At 58.5% G+C, this 16837-nt stretch carries 11 protein-coding genes, 2 tRNA genes and 3 rRNA genes; 7 read left to right on the top strand and 9 right to left on the bottom strand.

Features of this window, described 5'->3' with window-relative positions:
- The 6 genes from C8C89_RS24340 to C8C89_RS24315 all read left to right on the top strand — a co-directional run.
- Positions 1–1331 (top strand): 16S ribosomal RNA (locus C8C89_RS24340); the annotation flags it as partial.
- An 81-nt stretch (positions 1332–1412) separates the two neighbouring features.
- A tRNA-Ile gene (locus C8C89_RS24335) sits at positions 1413–1489 on the top strand.
- Between the two features lie 25 nt (positions 1490–1514).
- A tRNA-Ala gene (locus C8C89_RS24330) sits at positions 1515–1590 on the top strand.
- A 243-nt stretch (positions 1591–1833) separates the two neighbouring features.
- Positions 1834–4722: ribosomal RNA gene (locus tag C8C89_RS24325) — 23S ribosomal RNA — on the top strand.
- Positions 4723–4860: 138 nt separating this feature from the next.
- Positions 4861–4973 (top strand): 5S ribosomal RNA (gene rrf, locus C8C89_RS24320).
- Between the two features lie 110 nt (positions 4974–5083).
- Complete coding sequence (locus tag C8C89_RS24315) at positions 5084–6382, top strand: leucine-rich repeat-containing protein kinase family protein (RefSeq protein ID WP_133993647.1); 1299 nt, start codon at positions 5084–5086, stop codon at positions 6380–6382.
- A 53-nt stretch (positions 6383–6435) separates the two neighbouring features.
- Here the strand turns inward: C8C89_RS24315 and C8C89_RS24310 are convergent, their stop codons facing one another.
- Together C8C89_RS24310 and C8C89_RS24305 are read right to left on the bottom strand one after the other, a co-directional pair.
- Entirely contained in the window at positions 6436–7695 is a 1260-nt protein-coding gene (locus C8C89_RS24310) for a nitronate monooxygenase (protein ID WP_101480233.1), read from the bottom strand.
- A gap of 183 nt (positions 7696–7878) precedes the next feature.
- Positions 7879–8364 carry a YajQ family cyclic di-GMP-binding protein gene (locus C8C89_RS24305; protein ID WP_034759416.1) on the bottom strand — a complete coding sequence of 162 codons (486 nt, stop codon included), beginning with the start codon at positions 8362–8364 and terminating at the stop codon, positions 7879–7881.
- Positions 8365–8550: 186 nt separating this feature from the next.
- Here C8C89_RS24305 and murB point away from each other — a divergent pair, with 186 nt between their 5' ends.
- Complete coding sequence (murB, locus tag C8C89_RS24300) at positions 8551–9579, top strand: UDP-N-acetylmuramate dehydrogenase (RefSeq protein ID WP_101480234.1); 1029 nt, start codon at positions 8551–8553, stop codon at positions 9577–9579.
- 111 nt (positions 9580–9690) lie between these two features.
- Here the strand turns inward: murB and C8C89_RS24295 are convergent, their stop codons facing one another.
- From C8C89_RS24295 to C8C89_RS24265, 7 genes are read right to left on the bottom strand one after another with little or no spacing between them, the layout of a single operon-like run.
- Positions 9691–10005 carry a pyrimidine/purine nucleoside phosphorylase gene (locus C8C89_RS24295; protein WP_133993048.1) on the bottom strand — a complete coding sequence of 105 codons (315 nt, stop codon included), beginning with the start codon at positions 10003–10005 and terminating at the stop codon, positions 9691–9693.
- 24 nt (positions 10006–10029) lie between these two features.
- Positions 10030–11055: a diguanylate cyclase gene (locus C8C89_RS24290; RefSeq protein ID WP_101480236.1), complete on the bottom strand. Its 1026-nt coding sequence runs from the start codon at positions 11053–11055 to the stop codon at positions 10030–10032.
- 10 nt (positions 11056–11065) lie between these two features.
- Complete coding sequence (cheB, locus tag C8C89_RS24285) at positions 11066–12115, bottom strand: chemotaxis-specific protein-glutamate methyltransferase CheB (RefSeq protein WP_101484423.1); 1050 nt, start codon at positions 12113–12115, stop codon at positions 11066–11068.
- A 10-nt stretch (positions 12116–12125) separates the two neighbouring features.
- Positions 12126–14438, bottom strand: a complete 2313-nt coding sequence (locus tag C8C89_RS24280) for a hybrid sensor histidine kinase/response regulator (protein WP_133993046.1) — start codon at positions 14436–14438, stop codon at positions 12126–12128.
- Positions 14435–15121: a chemotaxis protein CheW gene (locus tag C8C89_RS24275; RefSeq protein WP_133993044.1), complete on the bottom strand. Its 687-nt coding sequence runs from the start codon at positions 15119–15121 to the stop codon at positions 14435–14437. Before C8C89_RS24275 ends, C8C89_RS24280 begins: the two co-directional genes overlap by 4 nt.
- 9 nt (positions 15122–15130) lie before the next feature.
- Positions 15131–16381 (bottom strand): protein-glutamate O-methyltransferase CheR, encoded by a 1251-nt coding sequence (locus C8C89_RS24270; protein ID WP_133993042.1) that lies wholly within the window; start codon positions 16379–16381, stop codon positions 15131–15133.
- The gene (locus C8C89_RS24265) at positions 16378–16833 is read right to left on the bottom strand and encodes a chemotaxis protein CheW (protein WP_133993040.1); all 456 of its coding nucleotides are present in this window, start codon (positions 16831–16833) and stop codon (positions 16378–16380) included. Before C8C89_RS24265 ends, C8C89_RS24270 begins: the two co-directional genes overlap by 4 nt.
- Positions 16834–16837 lie beyond the last annotated feature (4 nt).

Below are 16837 nucleotides of genomic sequence, written 5' to 3'. Positions count from 1 at the left end.
ACCTCATGCTCGTGGAGCGGCCGATATCTGATTAGCTAGTTGGTAGGGTAAAAGCCTACCAAGGCATCGATCAGTAGCTGGTCTGAGAGGACGACCAGCCACACTGGAACTGAGACACGGTCCAGACTCCTACGGGAGGCAGCAGTGGGGAATTTTGGACAATGGGCGAAAGCCTGATCCAAGCAATGCCGCGTGAGTGAAGAAGGCCTTCGGGTTGTAAAGCTCTTTTGTCAGGGAAGAAACGGTGAGAGCTAATATCTCTTGCTAATGACGGTACCTGAAGAATAAGCACCGGCTACTACGTGCCAGCAGCCGCGGTAATACGTAGGGTGCAAGCGTTAATCGGAATTACTGGGCGTAAAGCGTGCGCAGGCGGTTTTGTAAGTCTGATGTGAAATCCCCGGGCTCAACCTGGGAATTGCATTGGAGACTGCAAGGCTAGAATCTGGCAGAGGGGGGTAGAATTCCACGTGTAGCAGTGAAATGCGTAAGATATGTTGGAGGAACACCGATGGCGAAGGCAGCCCCCTGGGTCAAGATTGACGCTCATGCACGAAAGCGTGGGGAGCAAACAGGATTAGATACCCTGGTAGTCCACGCCCTAAACGATGTCTACTAGTTGTCGGGTCTTAATTGACTTGGTAACGCAGCTAACGCGTGAAGTAGACCGCCTGGGGAGTACGGTCGCAAGATTAAAACTCAAAGGAATTGACGGGGACCCGCACAAGCGGTGGATGAATGTGGATTAATTCGATGCAACGCGAAAAAAACCTTACCTACCCTTGACATGGCTGGAATCCCGGAGAGATTTGGGAGTGCTCGAAAGAGAACCAGTACACAGGTGCTGCATGGCTGTCGTCAGCTCGTGTCGTGAGATTGTTGGGTTAAGTCCCGCAACGAGCGCAACCCTTGTCATTAGTTGCTACGAAAGGGCACTCTAATGAGACTGCCGGTGACAAACCGGAGGAAGGTGGGGATGACGTCAAGTCCTCATGGCCCTTATGGGTAGGGCTTCACACGTCATACAATGGTACATACAGAGCGCCGCCAACCCGCGAGGGGGAGCTAATCGCAGAAAGTGTATCGTAGTCCGGATTGTAGTCTGCAACTCGACTGCATGAAGTTGGAATCGCTAGTAATCGCGGATCAGCATGTCGCGGTGAATACGTTCCCGGGTCTTGTACACACCGCCCGTCACACCATGGGAGCGGGTTTTACCAGAAGTAGGTAGCTTAACCGCAAGGAGGGCGCTTACCACGGTAGGATTCGTGACTGGGGTGAAGTCGTAACAAGGTAGCCGTATCGGAAGGTGCGGCTGGATCACCTCCTTTCTAGAGTTTGCACGAATCATGTAAATGATTCACGCATCAAATGTTCACACTTATCGGCTGTTAATATAAAGAACAGCATTTGGGGCTGTAGCTCAGCTGGTTAGAGCACCGTGTTGATAACGCGGGGGTCGTTGGTTCGAGTCCAACCAGCCCTACCAGTTTCTGCAGTCTGGAAATACCCTAGGGGGATTAGCTCAGCTGGGAGAGCACCTGCTTTGCAAGCAGGGGGTCGTCGGTTCGATCCCGTCATCCTCCACCAAAAGTTCAAACGTAAATTAGTGCTGATTAATGCACGGGGATTTAGGTTTGGTCTTTTCGAGATCAAGTGCTGTATGTTCTTTAACAATCTGGAAGAAGTAAAGATTATTTATTGATTGGTTTGCCGTAAAAAGCAAATCGATGGGTAATGATTGTATGTATCAACAAACAAGCAACAACGTTGTACTTTCTTATCCCTGTAGCGCTCTTTCATTATGCAAATGATGAGAGGCTAACGTTATAGGGACAAGCGAATAAGTGCACATGGTGGATGCCTTGGCGATTACAGGCGATGAAGGACGTAGTAGCTTGCGATAAGCTGCGGGGAGTGAGCAAACACACTTTGATCCGCAGATTTCCGAATGGGGCAACCCACCCTTTTAGGGTATTGCATACTGAATACATAGGTATGCAAGGCGAACGCGGCGAACTGAAACATCTAAGTAGCTGCAGGAAAAGAAATCAACCGAGATTCCCAAAGTAGCGGCGAGCGAAATGGGAAGAGCCTGTACGTGATAGTCGGACCGATAACAGAATCCTCTGGAAATAGGAGCCATAGTGGGTGATAGCCCCGTATGTGAAATTGGACCGGTGATACTAAGCGTACGACAAGTAGGGCGGGACACGTGACATCCTGTCTGAATATGGGGGACCATCCTCCAAGGCTAAATACTCGTAATCGACCGATAGTGAACCAGTACCGTGAGGGAAAGGCGAAAAGAACCCCGGAAGGGGAGTGAAATAGATCCTGAAACCGTGTGCATACAAACAGTAGGAGCGGACTTGTTCCGTGACTGCGTACCTTTTGTATAATGGGTCAGCGACTTACATTCAGTGGCAAGGTTAACCGAATAGGGAAGCCGTAGAGAAATCGAGTCCGAATAGGGCGATCAGTCGCTGGGTGTAGACCCGAAACCAAGTGATCTACTCATGGCCAGGATGAAGGTGCGGTAACACGCCCTGGAGGTCCGAACCCACTAATGTTGAAAAATTAGGGGATGAGCTGTGGGTAGGGGTGAAAGGCTAAACAAACTTGGAAATAGCTGGTTCTCTCCGAAAACTATTTAGGTAGTGCCTCAAGTATCACCATCGGGGGTAGAGCACTGTTATGGCTAGGGGGTCATTGCGACTTACCAAACCATTGCAAACTCCGAATACCGATGAGTGCGAGCTTGGGAGACAGACGTCGGGTGCTAACGTCCGGCGTCAAGAGGGAAACAACCCAGACCGCCAGCTAAGGTCCCAAAGATTGGCTAAGTGGAAAACGAAGTGGGAAGGCTAAAACAGTCAGGATGTTGGCTTAGAAGCAGCCATCATTTAAAGAAAGCGTAATAGCTCACTGATCGAGTCGTCCTGCGCGGAAGATGTAACGGGGCTAAGCCAGTCACCGAAGCTGCGGATATTGTTCTGTGATTTATCACAGATATATATGGTAGGAGAGCGTTCTGTAAGCCTGCGAAGGTGTCTTGTAAAGGATGCTGGAGGTATCAGAAGTGCGAATGCTGACATGAGTAGCGATAATGGGGGTGAAAAGCCTCCACGCCGTAAGCCCAAGGTTTCCTGTTCAACGTTCATCGGAGCAGGGTGAGTCGGCCCCTAAGGCGAGGCAGAGATGCGTAGCTGATGGGAAGCAGGTTAATATTCCTGCACCGTCGTATGATGCGATGGGGGGACGGATCGCGGAAGGTTGTCCAACTGTTGGAATAGTTGGTTTTTGGCTCATAGAAGGCACTTAGGCAAATCCGGGTGCGGAATTCAAGGGGTTGAGACGAGTGAACTTGTTCACGAAGCAATCGGAAGTGGTTCCAAGAAAAGCCTCTAAGCTTCAGTCATACGAGACCGTACCGCAAACCGACACAGGTGGGCGAGATGAGTATTCTAAGGCGCTTGAGAGAACTCGGGAGAAGGAACTCGGCAAATTGGTACCGTAACTTCGGGAAAAGGTACGCCCCGGTAGCTTGATTGGTTTACTCCATGAGGGTGAAAGGGTTGCAATAAACTGGTGGCTGCGACTGTTTAATAAAAACACAGCACTCTGCAAACACGAAAGTGGACGTATAGGGTGTGACGCCTGCCCGGTGCTGGAAGATTAAATGATGGGGTGCAAGCTCTTGATTGAAGTCCCAGTAAACGGCGGCCGTAACTATAACGGTCCTAAGGTAGCGAAATTCCTTGTCGGGTAAGTTCCGACCTGCACGAATGGCGTAACGATGGCCACACTGTCTCCTCCCGAGACTCAGCGAAGTTGAAATGTTTGTGATGATGCAATCTACCCGCGGCTAGACGGAAAGACCCCATGAACCTTTACTGTAGCTTTGCATTGGACTTTGAACCAATCTGTGTAGGATAGGTGGGAGGCTTTGAAGCGGGGACGCTAGTTCTCGTGGAGCCAACCTTGAAATACCACCCTGGTTTGTTTGAGGTTCTAACCTTGGTCCGTTATCCGGATCGGGGACAGTGCATGGTAGGCAGTTTGACTGGGGCGGTCTCCTCCTAAAGTGTAACGGAGGAGTTCGAAGGTACGCTAGATACGGTCGGACATCGTGTTGATAGTGCAATGGCATAAGCGTGCTTAACTGCGAGACTGACAAGTCGAGCAGGTACGAAAGTAGGACATAGTGATCCGGTGGTTCTGTATGGAAGGGCCATCGCTCAACGGATAAAAGGTACTCTGGGGATAACAGGCTGATTCCTCCCAAGAGTTCATATCGACGGGGGAGTTTGGCACCTCGATGTCGGCTCATCACATCCTGGGGCTGTAGCCGGTCCCAAGGGTATGGCTGTTCGCCATTTAAAGTGGTACGTGAGCTGGGTTTAAAACGTCGTGAGACAGTTTGGTCCCTATCTGCCGTGGGCGTTGGAAATTTGAAGGGGGCTGCTCCTAGTACGAGAGGACCGGAGTGGACGAACCTCTGGTGTACCGGTTGTCACGCCAGTGGCATTGCCGGGTAGCTAAGTTCGGAAGAGATAACCGCTGAAAGCATCTAAGCGGGAAACTTGCCTTGAGATGAGATTTCCCAGAGCCTTGAGCTCTTTGAAGGGTCGTTCGAGACCAGGACGTTGATAGGCTGGGTGTGGAAGTGCAGTAATGCATTAAGCTAACCAGTACTAATTGCCCGTACGGCTTGTCCCTATAACCTTAGCAGGTACAGAGGATAAGACGGTACAACGTTGTGAGTTTGTTGATACTACTATTCATTACCCCAATCTTTGCTTCTTCCAGATTCAGGCTTTGTCGCTCAATTGAGGACAAATGCCAGTACAAGTTATGCCTGATGACCATAGCAAGTTGGTCCCACCCCTTCCCATCCCGAACAGGACCGTGAAACAACTTTGCGCCGATGATAGTGCTGCAACCAGTGTGAAAGTAGGTTATCGTCAGGCTTGTTATTCGAAAAAACCCCCATCGGTGATCCGGTGGGGGTTTTTTTACGTCCGCGGGTTTTAGCCATGCCAGCGATTGCCGGTTTTTTGAAAGGGATATCTTGTCTGCTTTGCATACACTGGAACAATTACGCGCTGGCCAACTGGCCGGTGTACGCCGTCTGAAGCTGTCCTGCGGCTTGACTGAATTCCCCCGTGAGATCTTCGATCTGGCTGACAGCCTGGAAATTCTTGATTTGTCCGGCAATGCGCTATCCTCCCTGCCCGACGATTTGCCGCGCCTGCACAAGTTACGCATCATTTTTTGTTCGGATAACTTGTTCGCCACCTTGCCTGCCGTGCTCGGTTCCTGTCTGGAGCTGAGCATGATTGGTTTCAAGGCGAACCGGATACACCACGTGCCGGCCGCAGCTTTGCCGCCCAGCCTGCGTTGGCTGACCCTCACCGACAATGCCATCGAAGTCTTGCCGGATGAGCTCGGCAAGTGCCGTGAATTGCAGAAGCTTATGCTGGCAGGTAATTGCCTGAGCCATTTGCCCGCGTCCCTGGCAGATTGCCGCCAACTGGAGCTGGTGCGCATTGCCGCTAACCGTTTTACGGCGCTGCCTGACTGCCTGCTGTCTTTACCGCGCCTGAGCTGGCTTGCGTACGCGGGCAACCCGTTCACGGAAGTGCGCGAACTGGCAGCCTTGACCGATACCGGCGCGGCGACTGTGGCATGGCAGCGCCTGGCATTGGCGCAGCAGCTGGGCGAGGGCGCATCGGGCGTGATATACCGTGCCCGTCTGGATGGGAGCGATGATGTCGCTGTCAAAGTGTTCAAAGGGGCGATGACCAGCGATGGCTTGCCGCGCAGTGAAATGGCCGCCTGCGTCGGCGCGGGTGCGCACGCGGGCCTGATTCCCATCCTGGGCACCCTGGACGGGCATCCGCAAGGGGCGCCTGGACTCGTCATGCCGCTCATCGATGCAACTTTCGGTAATCTGGCCGGGCCACCGAGTCTGGCCTCATGCACGCGTGATGTGTATGCCGATGGCGTGGGCTTTGACGTGCCGCAAGTGCTGGCGATTGCCCATGGCATCGCCTCCGCCGTGTGCCAGCTGCATGCGCGCGGCATTGTGCATGGCGATTTGTATGGCCACAATATCCTGCATGCGGATGGTGGCGCCTGCTTGCTGGGCGACTTCGGCGCGGCATCCATGTTTGTACCCGGCTCGCCGCAAGCAGATTTGCTGCAGGGTATAGAGGCGCGCGCCTTTGGCGTGCTGCTGGGCGAGCTGATCGCGCACTGTGCGACCCCCTTGCCTGTCATGCAGGCCTTGCAGGAGGCTTGCTTGCAGGAAGAAGCGCTGCAGCGGCCCAAGTTCGAGGTGATTGAACGGGCATTGCTGGAAATGCTTCAGGCATAAAAAATGGCGCAGCCTTCACAGGCTGCGCCATTTTCAGTTCAGGCTGAGAAAATTCAGCCCTGAACTTCTTTTTCTGGCAGGGCGATCTGGTTGTCGACGCTGAACTGGTAGTCCTTGAAGACGTGTTCGGCCGTCAGGATCTGGTATTCGCCGTTGTCGAGCTTGTGCGTGGTGTCCTTCAGGCGATACGTGTAATGGCCGCAGGTCCAGCAGTTGAAGTTGCGCATGTGCGTGCACAGGCAGGTCTTGTCCATCACGACGACGGTTTTTTGCTCGGGATGGGCCGCCACTTCGCGGTTGTACGAGTTGATATAGGCACAGTTGCCCGTCGCGTCGAGCAGATAGCCATACGATTCGCAGCCAGGACGGATGCCGGCGCCGATAGCGGGCGTGTTTTTCAGCATGCGCATCGGGTAGCCAGTTGGCGAGACGCCATTGACGATGATGTCTTCTTCCGAAGCCTTGTAGTATTCCTGCTTGACCTTGTTTGGCAAGCCGCATTCCTCGGTGACGGTGAAGCGCGTCGCCACTTGCACGCCGGCTGCGCCCGCTTCCAGAAAGGAAACGGCATCGCTGCCCGTGAAGATGCCGCCAGCGGCGATCAGCGGGATATCCAGCTGTTCCGTTTTCAGATAGGCCAGCAGTTCCGCAGTGATCGTGTGCAAGTCGTAATTGGCCCAGTCCATGCCGAAACCCAGGTGGCCGCCGGCCAATGGGCCCTCGACGATGATGAAGTCGGGCAGGCGATCCAGCTTGGCGTTCTTGCGCAGGAAAATCTGCAGGGCGCGCACGGACGAGACGATGATGCCCAGTTTGGCATCACGGAAACGTGGATGGTCGGCCATCAAGGCAAACGACCCGAAGTGCAAACCAGCGGACAGGGTGATGCCATCGATGCCCGCGTCCAGCGCCGCATTCAGGCGCACGCGCAAGGTTTCGCGGGGGCCGTTCATGGTCAGCTTTTCCATGCAATTGACGAAGATCAATCCATCGCCTTTTTTCGCTTCCATGGTGCGACCGATATGCAGACGTTGCGCTTCCGCCAGGCGGCCCAGGTCGAATTGCACCACGGCCTTGTCGCTATTATTGATGTTGAACTTGTACAGTTTCGTCTTGTCTTTGACGAAGGTGGTGTCGAAACGACGATCCGACACATCTTCCACCATGGCATCGGAAATATGGCCGATACCGTTCAGCCGGGCCGCTTCCAGGGCCAGCTCCGACGTGGAAATATCCACACCCATTCCGCCTATCATGATGGGCACATATTCTTTTTTGCCAAATCGCAGGCGGAAATCATCAACACGTTTCATTGCTATCCTTAGACTACCGTGGTTATCACTGAGCCAGATGTACGGTCAAGCCCGCTGCCGGTCGGGCGCGCGGGCGCATGTAGCTGTGCGCAGCTTCAATTCTACCCCAAGCGGGCAGGCTCTCCGGGGCAGCTTGCCACCATGGCGGTGCAAGCGCGTGCCGGATCGCGCACCTCATCGAAATTAATCGCGGAAATTGTTAAATTCCAGCGGCATGTCGGGCACGTCCTTGCGCAGCATGGCCATGGCCGCCTGCAGGTCGTCGCGCTTGGCGCCCGTGACGCGCACGGCTTCACCCTGGATGCTCGCTTGGACTTTCATCTTGCTATCCTTGATGACGCGCACGATTTTCTTGGCATCATCCGATTCGATGCCATTCTTGATCTTGATGATCTGCTTGACCTTGTCGCCGCCGATCTTCTTGATGTCGCCTTCGTCGAGGAAGCGCACATCGACCTTGCGTTTGGTCAATTTGTTCGTCAGTACATCGCGCACCTGGCTGAGCTGAAATTCCGAATCCGCAAACGCAGTCAATTCGTTTTCCTTGTGTTCGACGCGGGCGTCGCTGCCCTTGAAGTCGAAGCGGGTGGTGATTTCCTTGTTGGATTGCTCGACGGCATTCTTGACTTCGATCATATCGGCTTCGGAGACTACATCAAATGATGGCATGGTCTGTTCCTTTTCTTGTTAAAGCGAGCGCGCGCTCGGCGCACTGGGCCTTGGCGGCTGATTCTACGCCATGGGACGGCCCTGTTAAAGATGCGACATTTTAACGGACAACGGACGGCCTGCCCTTGTCTTGCGCTGGTTTTTTGTCGGTTTCACTCTATAATCGAGCAAAATAATCGCTATCCCTTGTCTGCAGAGCTCACCATCGAACACAATTACTCCCTCCAGCGCCTGAATACCTTCGGCATCACGGCCAATGCGGCCGCCTACGTACGCATTACTTCGCAAGCCGAATTGCAGGCCGCGTTGCAAGATCCCGCCTTGTCCGCCATGCCGCGCCTGATATTGGGTGGCGGCAGCAATATCGTCCTGACGGGCGACTTTCCCGGCGCCGTGCTGCACATGGCCACGCGCGGCATGCGCCTGGCGCAGGCGGACTTCGAGACCATCCTCGTCACGGCCGCAGCCGGTGAAAACTGGCACGACTTCGTGCAGTGGACCCTGGCGCAAGGCGTGGGCGGGCTGGAAAACCTGTCCTTGATCCCCGGTACGGTGGGTGCGGCCCCTATCCAGAATATTGGCGCGTATGGCGTTGAAATCAAGGATTATCTGCATAGCGTGAGCGTCATGCACAGCGCCAGCGGCATTGTCTTCGACATGGACCGTGACGCTTGCCGTTTCGCTTACCGCGACAGCATCTTCAAGCAGGCAGACGGGCGGGAGCTGATCGTGCTGGAAGTAACGTTTGCCTTGCCTGCCGAGTGGCAGCCGAACTTGCGCTACGCGGAGCTGGCACAGGCCGTGGCCGAGCGCAATCTTGCCGAGCCGACGCCGCAACAAGTGGCCGAAACCGTGATGGCGATACGTCGGCGCAAATTGCCCGACCCGGCCGTGATCGGCAATGCGGGCAGCTTCTTCAAGAATCCCGTGGTATCACGAGAGCAATGTCTTGCCTTGTTGGAGCGCTTTCCCACGCTGGTACACCATGCACAAGCCGATGGCACGGAAAAGCTGGCGGCCGGCTGGCTGATCGATCAGTGTGGCTGGAAGGGAAAAAACCTGGGGCCCGCGGGAGTGTATCCCAAGCAGGCGCTGGTTCTGGTGAATAATGGCGGCGCTCGTGGCGCGGACATTACCCGGCTGGCGGCAGCGATACAGGATGATGTAGAGGCGAAATATGGCGTGCGCCTGTCGCCCGAGCCTGTGTTTATCTAAATAATAAATCCGCGCTTGAAAAAATGTTCAGGGCAAGGCGCATTGCCGAAGACAGTACGCATAGTACGGCGAGGCAGTGCAACGCAGCCATGGACGTTTTTTCTGCGCGAATCAGGCAAAATGGCAGACGTAGTCCACTGTTTCAGTCGTTTCGATATCAAAATAGCTGTTGCCCGGCACCTTGAATTCCGTGCCCGCGCCATAGCTGTTCCACTCTGTCGCATCGGCCAGGCGTACCTTGCACAAGCCGCCGACGATTTCCATCGTTTCCGGTGCGCCCGTGTTGAAGCGCAGCGATGACGGGAAAATTACGCCCACGCTTTTCTTCGTGCCATCGGCCAGGATGACGTTGTGCGAGACGCACTTGCCGTCAAAATAGATATTCGATTTTTTGACGACGCTGACATTGTCCAGTTGTGTGCTCATGCTTCACTTTCCTTCAGTTAAAAATCAGTTTTCGATGTCATCGGCGCACAACACGCTGTTGCGTCCGCCGCGCTTGGCCGCGTACAGGGCCTGGTCGGCGCGGTTGATCAGTTGCTCGACCGTCGAGTCCGGCGAAGGCACGATGGTGGCCACGCCGATCGAGATGGTGACGATGCCCGTGCTGGTCGCCGGATTCTCGATCTGCAAGCCCTCCAGGTGGCGTCGGCATGCTTCGGCGATCAGCAAGGCCCCTGCAGCCTCCGTTTCGGGCAGGATCAGCGCGAATTCCTCACCCCCATAGCGGGCGGCCAGGTCGGCCGGGCGCTTCAAATGTTCCGTCAGTACGGCGGCCACTTTTTTCAGGCACAGGTCGCCCGCCAGGTGGCCAAAGTGATCGTTATAGCTCTTGAAATGGTCGATGTCGCAGAATAGCAGGCTCAGCGGCGTCTTGTCGCGCTGGCCCCGCTGCCATTCGAATTGCAGGGTTTCATCGAAGCGGCGGCGGTTGGCGATGCCCGTCAAGCCATCGAGGGCGGCTAGTTTCTGCAATTCAATATTTGTATCGGCCAGGTTTTTTTGGCTTTCGCGCAGGAAACGAAATGCCTGGTCGCGCTGCAATCGGCTGATGTGCGCGTTGGAATGGTAGCGTATGCGCGCCAGCAACTCCAGGCGGTCCGGCAGTTTCACCACGTAATCATTGGCGCCGACGGCAAAGCTGTGGGCCTTCAGTTTCGGGTCATCCTTGGCCGACAGCACGATCACCGGCACATGCGCCAGCGCCGCGTTTTCGCGGTACAGTTGGATCAGCGCGAAGCCGTCGATGCCCGGCAGCACCAAGTCTTGCAGGATGACGGTCGGTTGCAAGCGCAACGCCGTGTCCAGCGCCTGCGTGGCGTCGGTCACGTAATGAAACTCGATATCGTGCTGGTCGCTCAGCATGCGCCGTATTGCCTCAGCAATGATCAACTGGTCGTCCACCAGCAGCACGCTGACTTTGAATTCGGTCAATGCGGGCTCATGCATGGTGAAACTGGAGGAAAATTCTGGCATTGCATTCTTTTCAGATGTTAGGGGAGGACTCCCACCCACTGTTGAGTTTGGCGCCCAGGCGGCTGCGCAGGCTGACGCCTATTCTATCCAATGGCAGGATTTGTTGCGCTGCATCGAGTTCGGCCGCAGCGCGCGGCATGCCATACACGGCACTGCTGGCCTGGTCTTGCGCTATCGTCGTCTTGCCCGCGCGGCGCATGGCCAGCAATCCCTCGCCGCCGTCGCGGCCCATGCCTGTGAGCAGCACGCCGATGGCATCGCCGCGCCAGTGCTGTGCCACGCAATGAAAGAAGACATCGACGGAAGGACGGTAAACATACTCGCGTGGTGCCGCATCGTAACCCAAACGATAATTTTGATCCAGCAACAGGTGATCATTGGTCTTGGCGACCAGTACGCTGCCGGCCACCAGTTCGTCACCCTCGGCGATCACGCGCACGGGCATCTCCAATTGATCGTCCAGCCATTTGGCGAAATGCGAGGCGAAGGTTTCATCGATATGTTGCACCACCACGATGGCGCAGCCGGGCGGCGCCGTCCAGCCGGACAGCACTTTGGCTACCGCTGACGGCCCTCCCGTCGAAGCGCCGATGGCCACCAGAGTGGTGACCTGGCCGTCGCCGCGTTCACCGTTGGCTTGCACCTGGCGCGGCGGCGGCGCTTCGGCGCTGTGGCGTATCAGCTTGCCGATGGTCTTGATCTTGGCCAGCAGTTCGCTGTCGCCTCCCACTTGTCCCTGCAGCACCGGGGTGGCCGTGACGTCGAGTGCGCCGGCGCCCAGCGCGCGGAAAACCTGGTTGACATTGTCTTGCGGGCGTCCCGTGACAACCAGGATGGCGCACGGGCTTTGTTCCATGATCAGGCGCGTCGCCTCGACGCCATCCATCTCCGGCATGTTCAGGTCCATCAGGATCAGGTCGGGGCGGTTGCCCTCGCACATGCGCACCGCTTCGAGTCCCGTGCGGGCGATCCACAGCACCTGGTGTTCCTGCGTGCTGGCCACCACCCGGCGCAGGGCTTCGGCGGCCATGGCGACATCGTTAACAATGGCAATTTTCATGAAGTACAGCTCATAAGCGGGCATCTCCTATCAGGTCTGCCACCGCGTCGAGCAAGGTCTCGTCGTGGAAGCTGCCTTTGGTCAGATAATAGTCGGCGCCGGCGGACAGGCCGCGCGCGCGGTCTTCCGGGCGGTCCTTGTACGAAACGATCATCACCGGCAGCTTGTGCAGGTGCAAGTCCTTCTTGATCAACGAGACCAGTTCGATGCCATCCATGCGCGGCATGTCCACGTCGGTGATGACCAGATCGTACTCGCCGCTGCGCACCACATTCCAGCCGTCGATGCCATCGATGGCCACGTCGACATCGAAGCCGCGCGCCAGCAGCAGCTTGCGCTCCATCTCGCGTACCGTCAGCGAATCGTCGACCACCAGGATGCGCTTGGCGCGGCGCTGCTGCGCGTGGCCAGCCTGCGCCAGCTGGTGCAGGCCGCCCTCGTGCAGCAGCTTGTCAATCGACAGCAGCAGGTCGGGCACGTCGAGGATCAGCACCGGCTCGCCATCATCGAGCAGGGCGGCGGCGGAAATGTCGCGCATCTTGCCGAAGATCGGATCGATCGCCTGCACCGCCAGGCTTTGCTCGCCGCGGATGGCGTCGACCACCAGCGCATAGCTTTGTTTGCCGCGCCCGATCACCACCACCGGCAAATCGTCGGCGCTACTGGGCGCTTCGCCCAGTTCCAGCACCTGCGCCGCCGACACCAGGCCCAGATGCTCGCCCTTGAGTTCAAAGAACTGCTTGTTTTCCAGCGTATGGACGGCAGCTTGCGGCACGCGCACCACGCTTTCCACCTTGACGATGGGGATGGCGTAGGCTTCGCCCTGTACGTCGATCACCAGCGCGCGCACGATCGACTGCGTCAGCGGCAGGGTAATCAGGGCGCGGAAACCCCGTCCCGGCTCGGACTCCAGGCGCACCGTGCCGTTTTGCTGGCGTATCGTCTCGTGCACGATATCGAGCCCGACGCCACGGCCGGACAGCTGGTTGGCCGTCGCTTTCAGGCTGAATGCGGGCAGGAACAGGAATTCCAGCAGCTCGCCGGGCGACAGCGCGGCGGCCATGGCGGGGCTGGCCATCTTGCGCTCGATCACGGACTGGCGGATTTTTTCCAGGTCGACGCCGCGTCCGTCATCGCTGATCTCGATGCTCAGCATGCCGGCGCGGTGGCGCGCCTCCATGCGTATCGTGCCCATTGCTTCCTTGCCCACCTCGATGCGCTCGTACGGGCCTTCCATGCCATGGTCGATGGCATTCCTGAGCATGTGGTTCAGCGGGCTTTCGATCTTCGCCAGGATGTCGCGGTCGACCAGGGTCTCTTCGCCGTCGATTTTCAGCTGCACTTCCTTGCCCAGGCTACGCGCCAGGTCGCGCACCATGCGGGGAAATGCGTGGATGCCGTCGCGGAAAGGGCGCATGCGCAGGGCCAGCACTTCGTCGACCATACCCTGCGAGACGGCCAGCAGGCGCCGTTCATAGGTTTCGATGTCGGCGATGTGCTCCAGCATGAACTGCTTCAGGGGTTGCGTCTTTTGCAGTGCCAGCAGGGATTTTTCCATCAGGCCCGCGTCGCCCGAGCGGGCAATGGCCTCATGCAGGTGTTCGATGGCGGAAAACAGGCTGCTTTGGTTGCGCTTGAAGCGTTGCAGGGCGCCGATGAAGGGGTGCATCTGGTGCGCATTGATGCGCGATTCGCTGGCCAGCGACAGCAGTTTGTCGAAATTCTGTGCCGGGGCCTTGGCGGGCGCACCGGCTCGCGGCGGGGGCGCGGCCGCAGACGACTCCACTTCCTCGCCCGCCAGGCCGCTGGCCACGAGGGCTTGCGGCTCGGCGGCTTCCGGCGCCAAGGGGGCCGGCGTTGGCGCCGGCACAGACAAAGGCAGCGAGGGCAGGGCAGGCAGTTCGGGCAGCTCGGCGATGCCGGCGATGGCGTTCAGGGTCTGGTCGATCTGCGCCGCGTTGGCTGCCAGCCACGCTTCGGCACCCGCATCGTCCAGGCGCGACAGCTGCACGATCAGGTCGACGCCCGACAGCAGCACGTCGACCCGTTCCGGCGTGAGTTTCAAGCGGCCGTGCTGGGCGGCGACAAAGCTGTCTTCCATGCCGTGCGCCAGCTGCACCACCACTTGCAGGCCGACGATGGCGGCGGCGCCCTTGATCGAGTGCGCCGCGCGCATCATCGCTTCGACGGCGGCCGCGTCGCCCGCATGGCGCTCCATGGCCAGCAAGCCATCGGTGAGAATCTGGGTCTGGCTGTCCGCCTCCATGCGGAACAGGTCCAGCATGGAAAAGGCACTCAGGTCGCCGTGCTGGTCCTGGCTCATCGTAATAGTCTCGCAAGTTGAAAGCCGATCAGCGCCGTGTCCAGGCAGCCGATGCGCATGTCGCCCTCGGTGATCACGCCCGACAGAAAGCGCGACAGGCCCTTGTTGATGGTGGCCGCAGGCGTTTGCACGTTGCCCGACGCATAGCGCACGATGCCGTGCAGGTCGGCCACAGGCAGGGCGTAGGCTTGCTCTTCCCAGCGCATCAGCAGCAGGCGCGGAAAGGTGTGACGGCCCTTGACTGGCGGTGCGCCCTGTTCGTCGATGCCCAGCAAACTGGCCAGCGACATGCACGGATACAGCTTGCCGCCGATGTTGACGATGCCAGACAGGCCGCGCCCACTGCGGTGCGGCAGCACGTGCGGCCTGGCTTGCGGCGCCACGGAGTCGAACACGCGCGTGGGCAGCGCCAGCCATTCACGGCCGATGCGAAACACCAGCGCCGAGCTGTCGCGCACTTCCCCGCCCGTATCGATCTGGCGGAAGTGGCTGGCCCAGTCGCGCTGGTAGTGTTCGTCCACGGGCCGCTGCAGGTTGCGCTGGGCCGCGCCCGCATACACGTCGCAGTTGCGGCAATGGACATTGGCTGGCAGCTTTGGGCAGCTCTGGTCGCCGACCACGCCGATATGGTTCCAGCAGTCGTCAATGCTTTCCAGGGTCTCGCTGCCGATGATGTTTGTCATGCTTGCCCCTTAGTTGGACGCCTGGCGGCGCTGGTAGATGCGCGCCGCGCGCGCCTTCAGGGTGGTGGCAGCCGTGTGGTTACCGTTGCGCTCGGCCAGCAGGGCCAGATGGCACAGCGCCTCGTAATGATCCGGCTGCAAATAGATGCAGCGGCGCCAGTAGTCGTCGGCCAGGTCCGTCTTGCCCGCCAGTTCATTGATCATGCCCAGCATGAAATACGCTTCCGATGCTTCGGGTACGCGGGCCAGGTGGGCGTGGCATTTTTCACCGGCTTCGCGCAACTGGCCACGGTCGGCCAGCAGGCGTGCTTCGGCCAGCAAGTCGGCGTGGGCGGCCTGCGCCGGCTGGTGCGATGGTGCGGACACGGGGCGCGTGCGCGGCGCCTCCTGTGTGATGGGCGGGGCGGGAGCGGCTGCGCGCCTCGGTGCGGGCGGCACGCTGCGCAGGGTACGCGCGGCCGGAAGCGGTACCGCCTGGAAGGGGGCCGCCGGCGCCGCCGTTTCCTTCTTCAGGGCGAAGGCCTGGCGGAACTGCAGCGTCGCAAAGCCGTTCTGGCAGAACGAGGGCACTTCCGCGTAGCCGGCCAGCAGCATGCCGTCGTCGGCCAGCAGGGCCGACAGCTTATGGATGGCCGCGCGCGTGGTCGGCTTGTCAAAATAGATCAGCAGATTGCGGCAGAAGATGACGTCGTAATGGCGGCTGTAGGTGGCGGTATCGAACTGCAGCAGGTTGCCCTGCCTGAAGCTTACCTGATCGCGCAAGGCGTCAATGATGCGGTAGGCATCGTCGGCAACGTGCGTGAAATAGCGTTCGCGGAAGGCCACGTCCTGCGCGCGGAAGGCGTTGCGGCCATACACGCCCGCCTGCGCCCGCTCGATGCAGCCGGGGCTCAGGTCATAGGCGTCGATGCTGAACGCCTGTTTCGGCACGCCGCCATCGCGCAATGCCATGGCCATCGAATAGGGTTCCTCTCCACCCGCGCAGGGAATCGACAGGATGCGCGTGGCGCGCCCCCGTGCCCAGCGTTCCTGCACCAGTTCGACGGTAGCGTAAAACGCCTGCGGGTCGCGGAACAGCCACGATTCGGGCACCACCACCAGTTCGATCAGCTGCGTCATTTCGGCCGGCGTGAGCGCCTGCAGATAGGCTACGCTATCGCTGAAGCCCGTCTGCTCCATGCGCTGGCCCACGGCCCGTTCGGCCACGGCTTTGGAGACGGACAGGCCGGTCGCGCGGCGCAGCAGGGCTTGTGCCGTCATGCCGTGCTCGCATCTTGAAACAGCAGCGCACGCACGTCGGGCGGCAGCAGTTGTGCCAACTCGACCAGCTGCACGATACCGTCGGCGTCGCTGGCCACCTGGCCCAGGAAGGGCACCGTCGCCACGCCGCTGTCTTCAAGCTGTTGCGTGTCGATGTCGGCGATCCCGCGCACCTGCGAAGCCAGCAGGCCCAGCGCATGCGTGGCGCCGCCAGGTGCGCGGTAGTCGACGATGATGATGCGCGTGTCAAACTGCGCGGCAGCAGCTGGCAGCCCGGCCAGGCGCGACAGATCGATCACGGGCACGGGCTTGCCGTGCAAGTCCATCAGGCCGGCCACATAGTCTGGCGTGAGCGGCAATTGTTTCAGCTCCAGCAGCGGCAGCACGCGCACGATGCCTGCCAGGGGCAGGCCGTAGCGGTCGCGTCCGATGTGAAAGAGCAGCACTTTCATGGGA

The organism is Janthinobacterium sp. 75 (assembly GCF_004365495.1).
Taxonomy (GTDB): Bacteria; Pseudomonadota; Gammaproteobacteria; order Burkholderiales; family Burkholderiaceae_D; genus Janthinobacterium.
The sequence above is the reverse complement of the archived record's forward strand: the minus strand, read 5'-3'. Positions and strand labels throughout refer to the sequence as shown.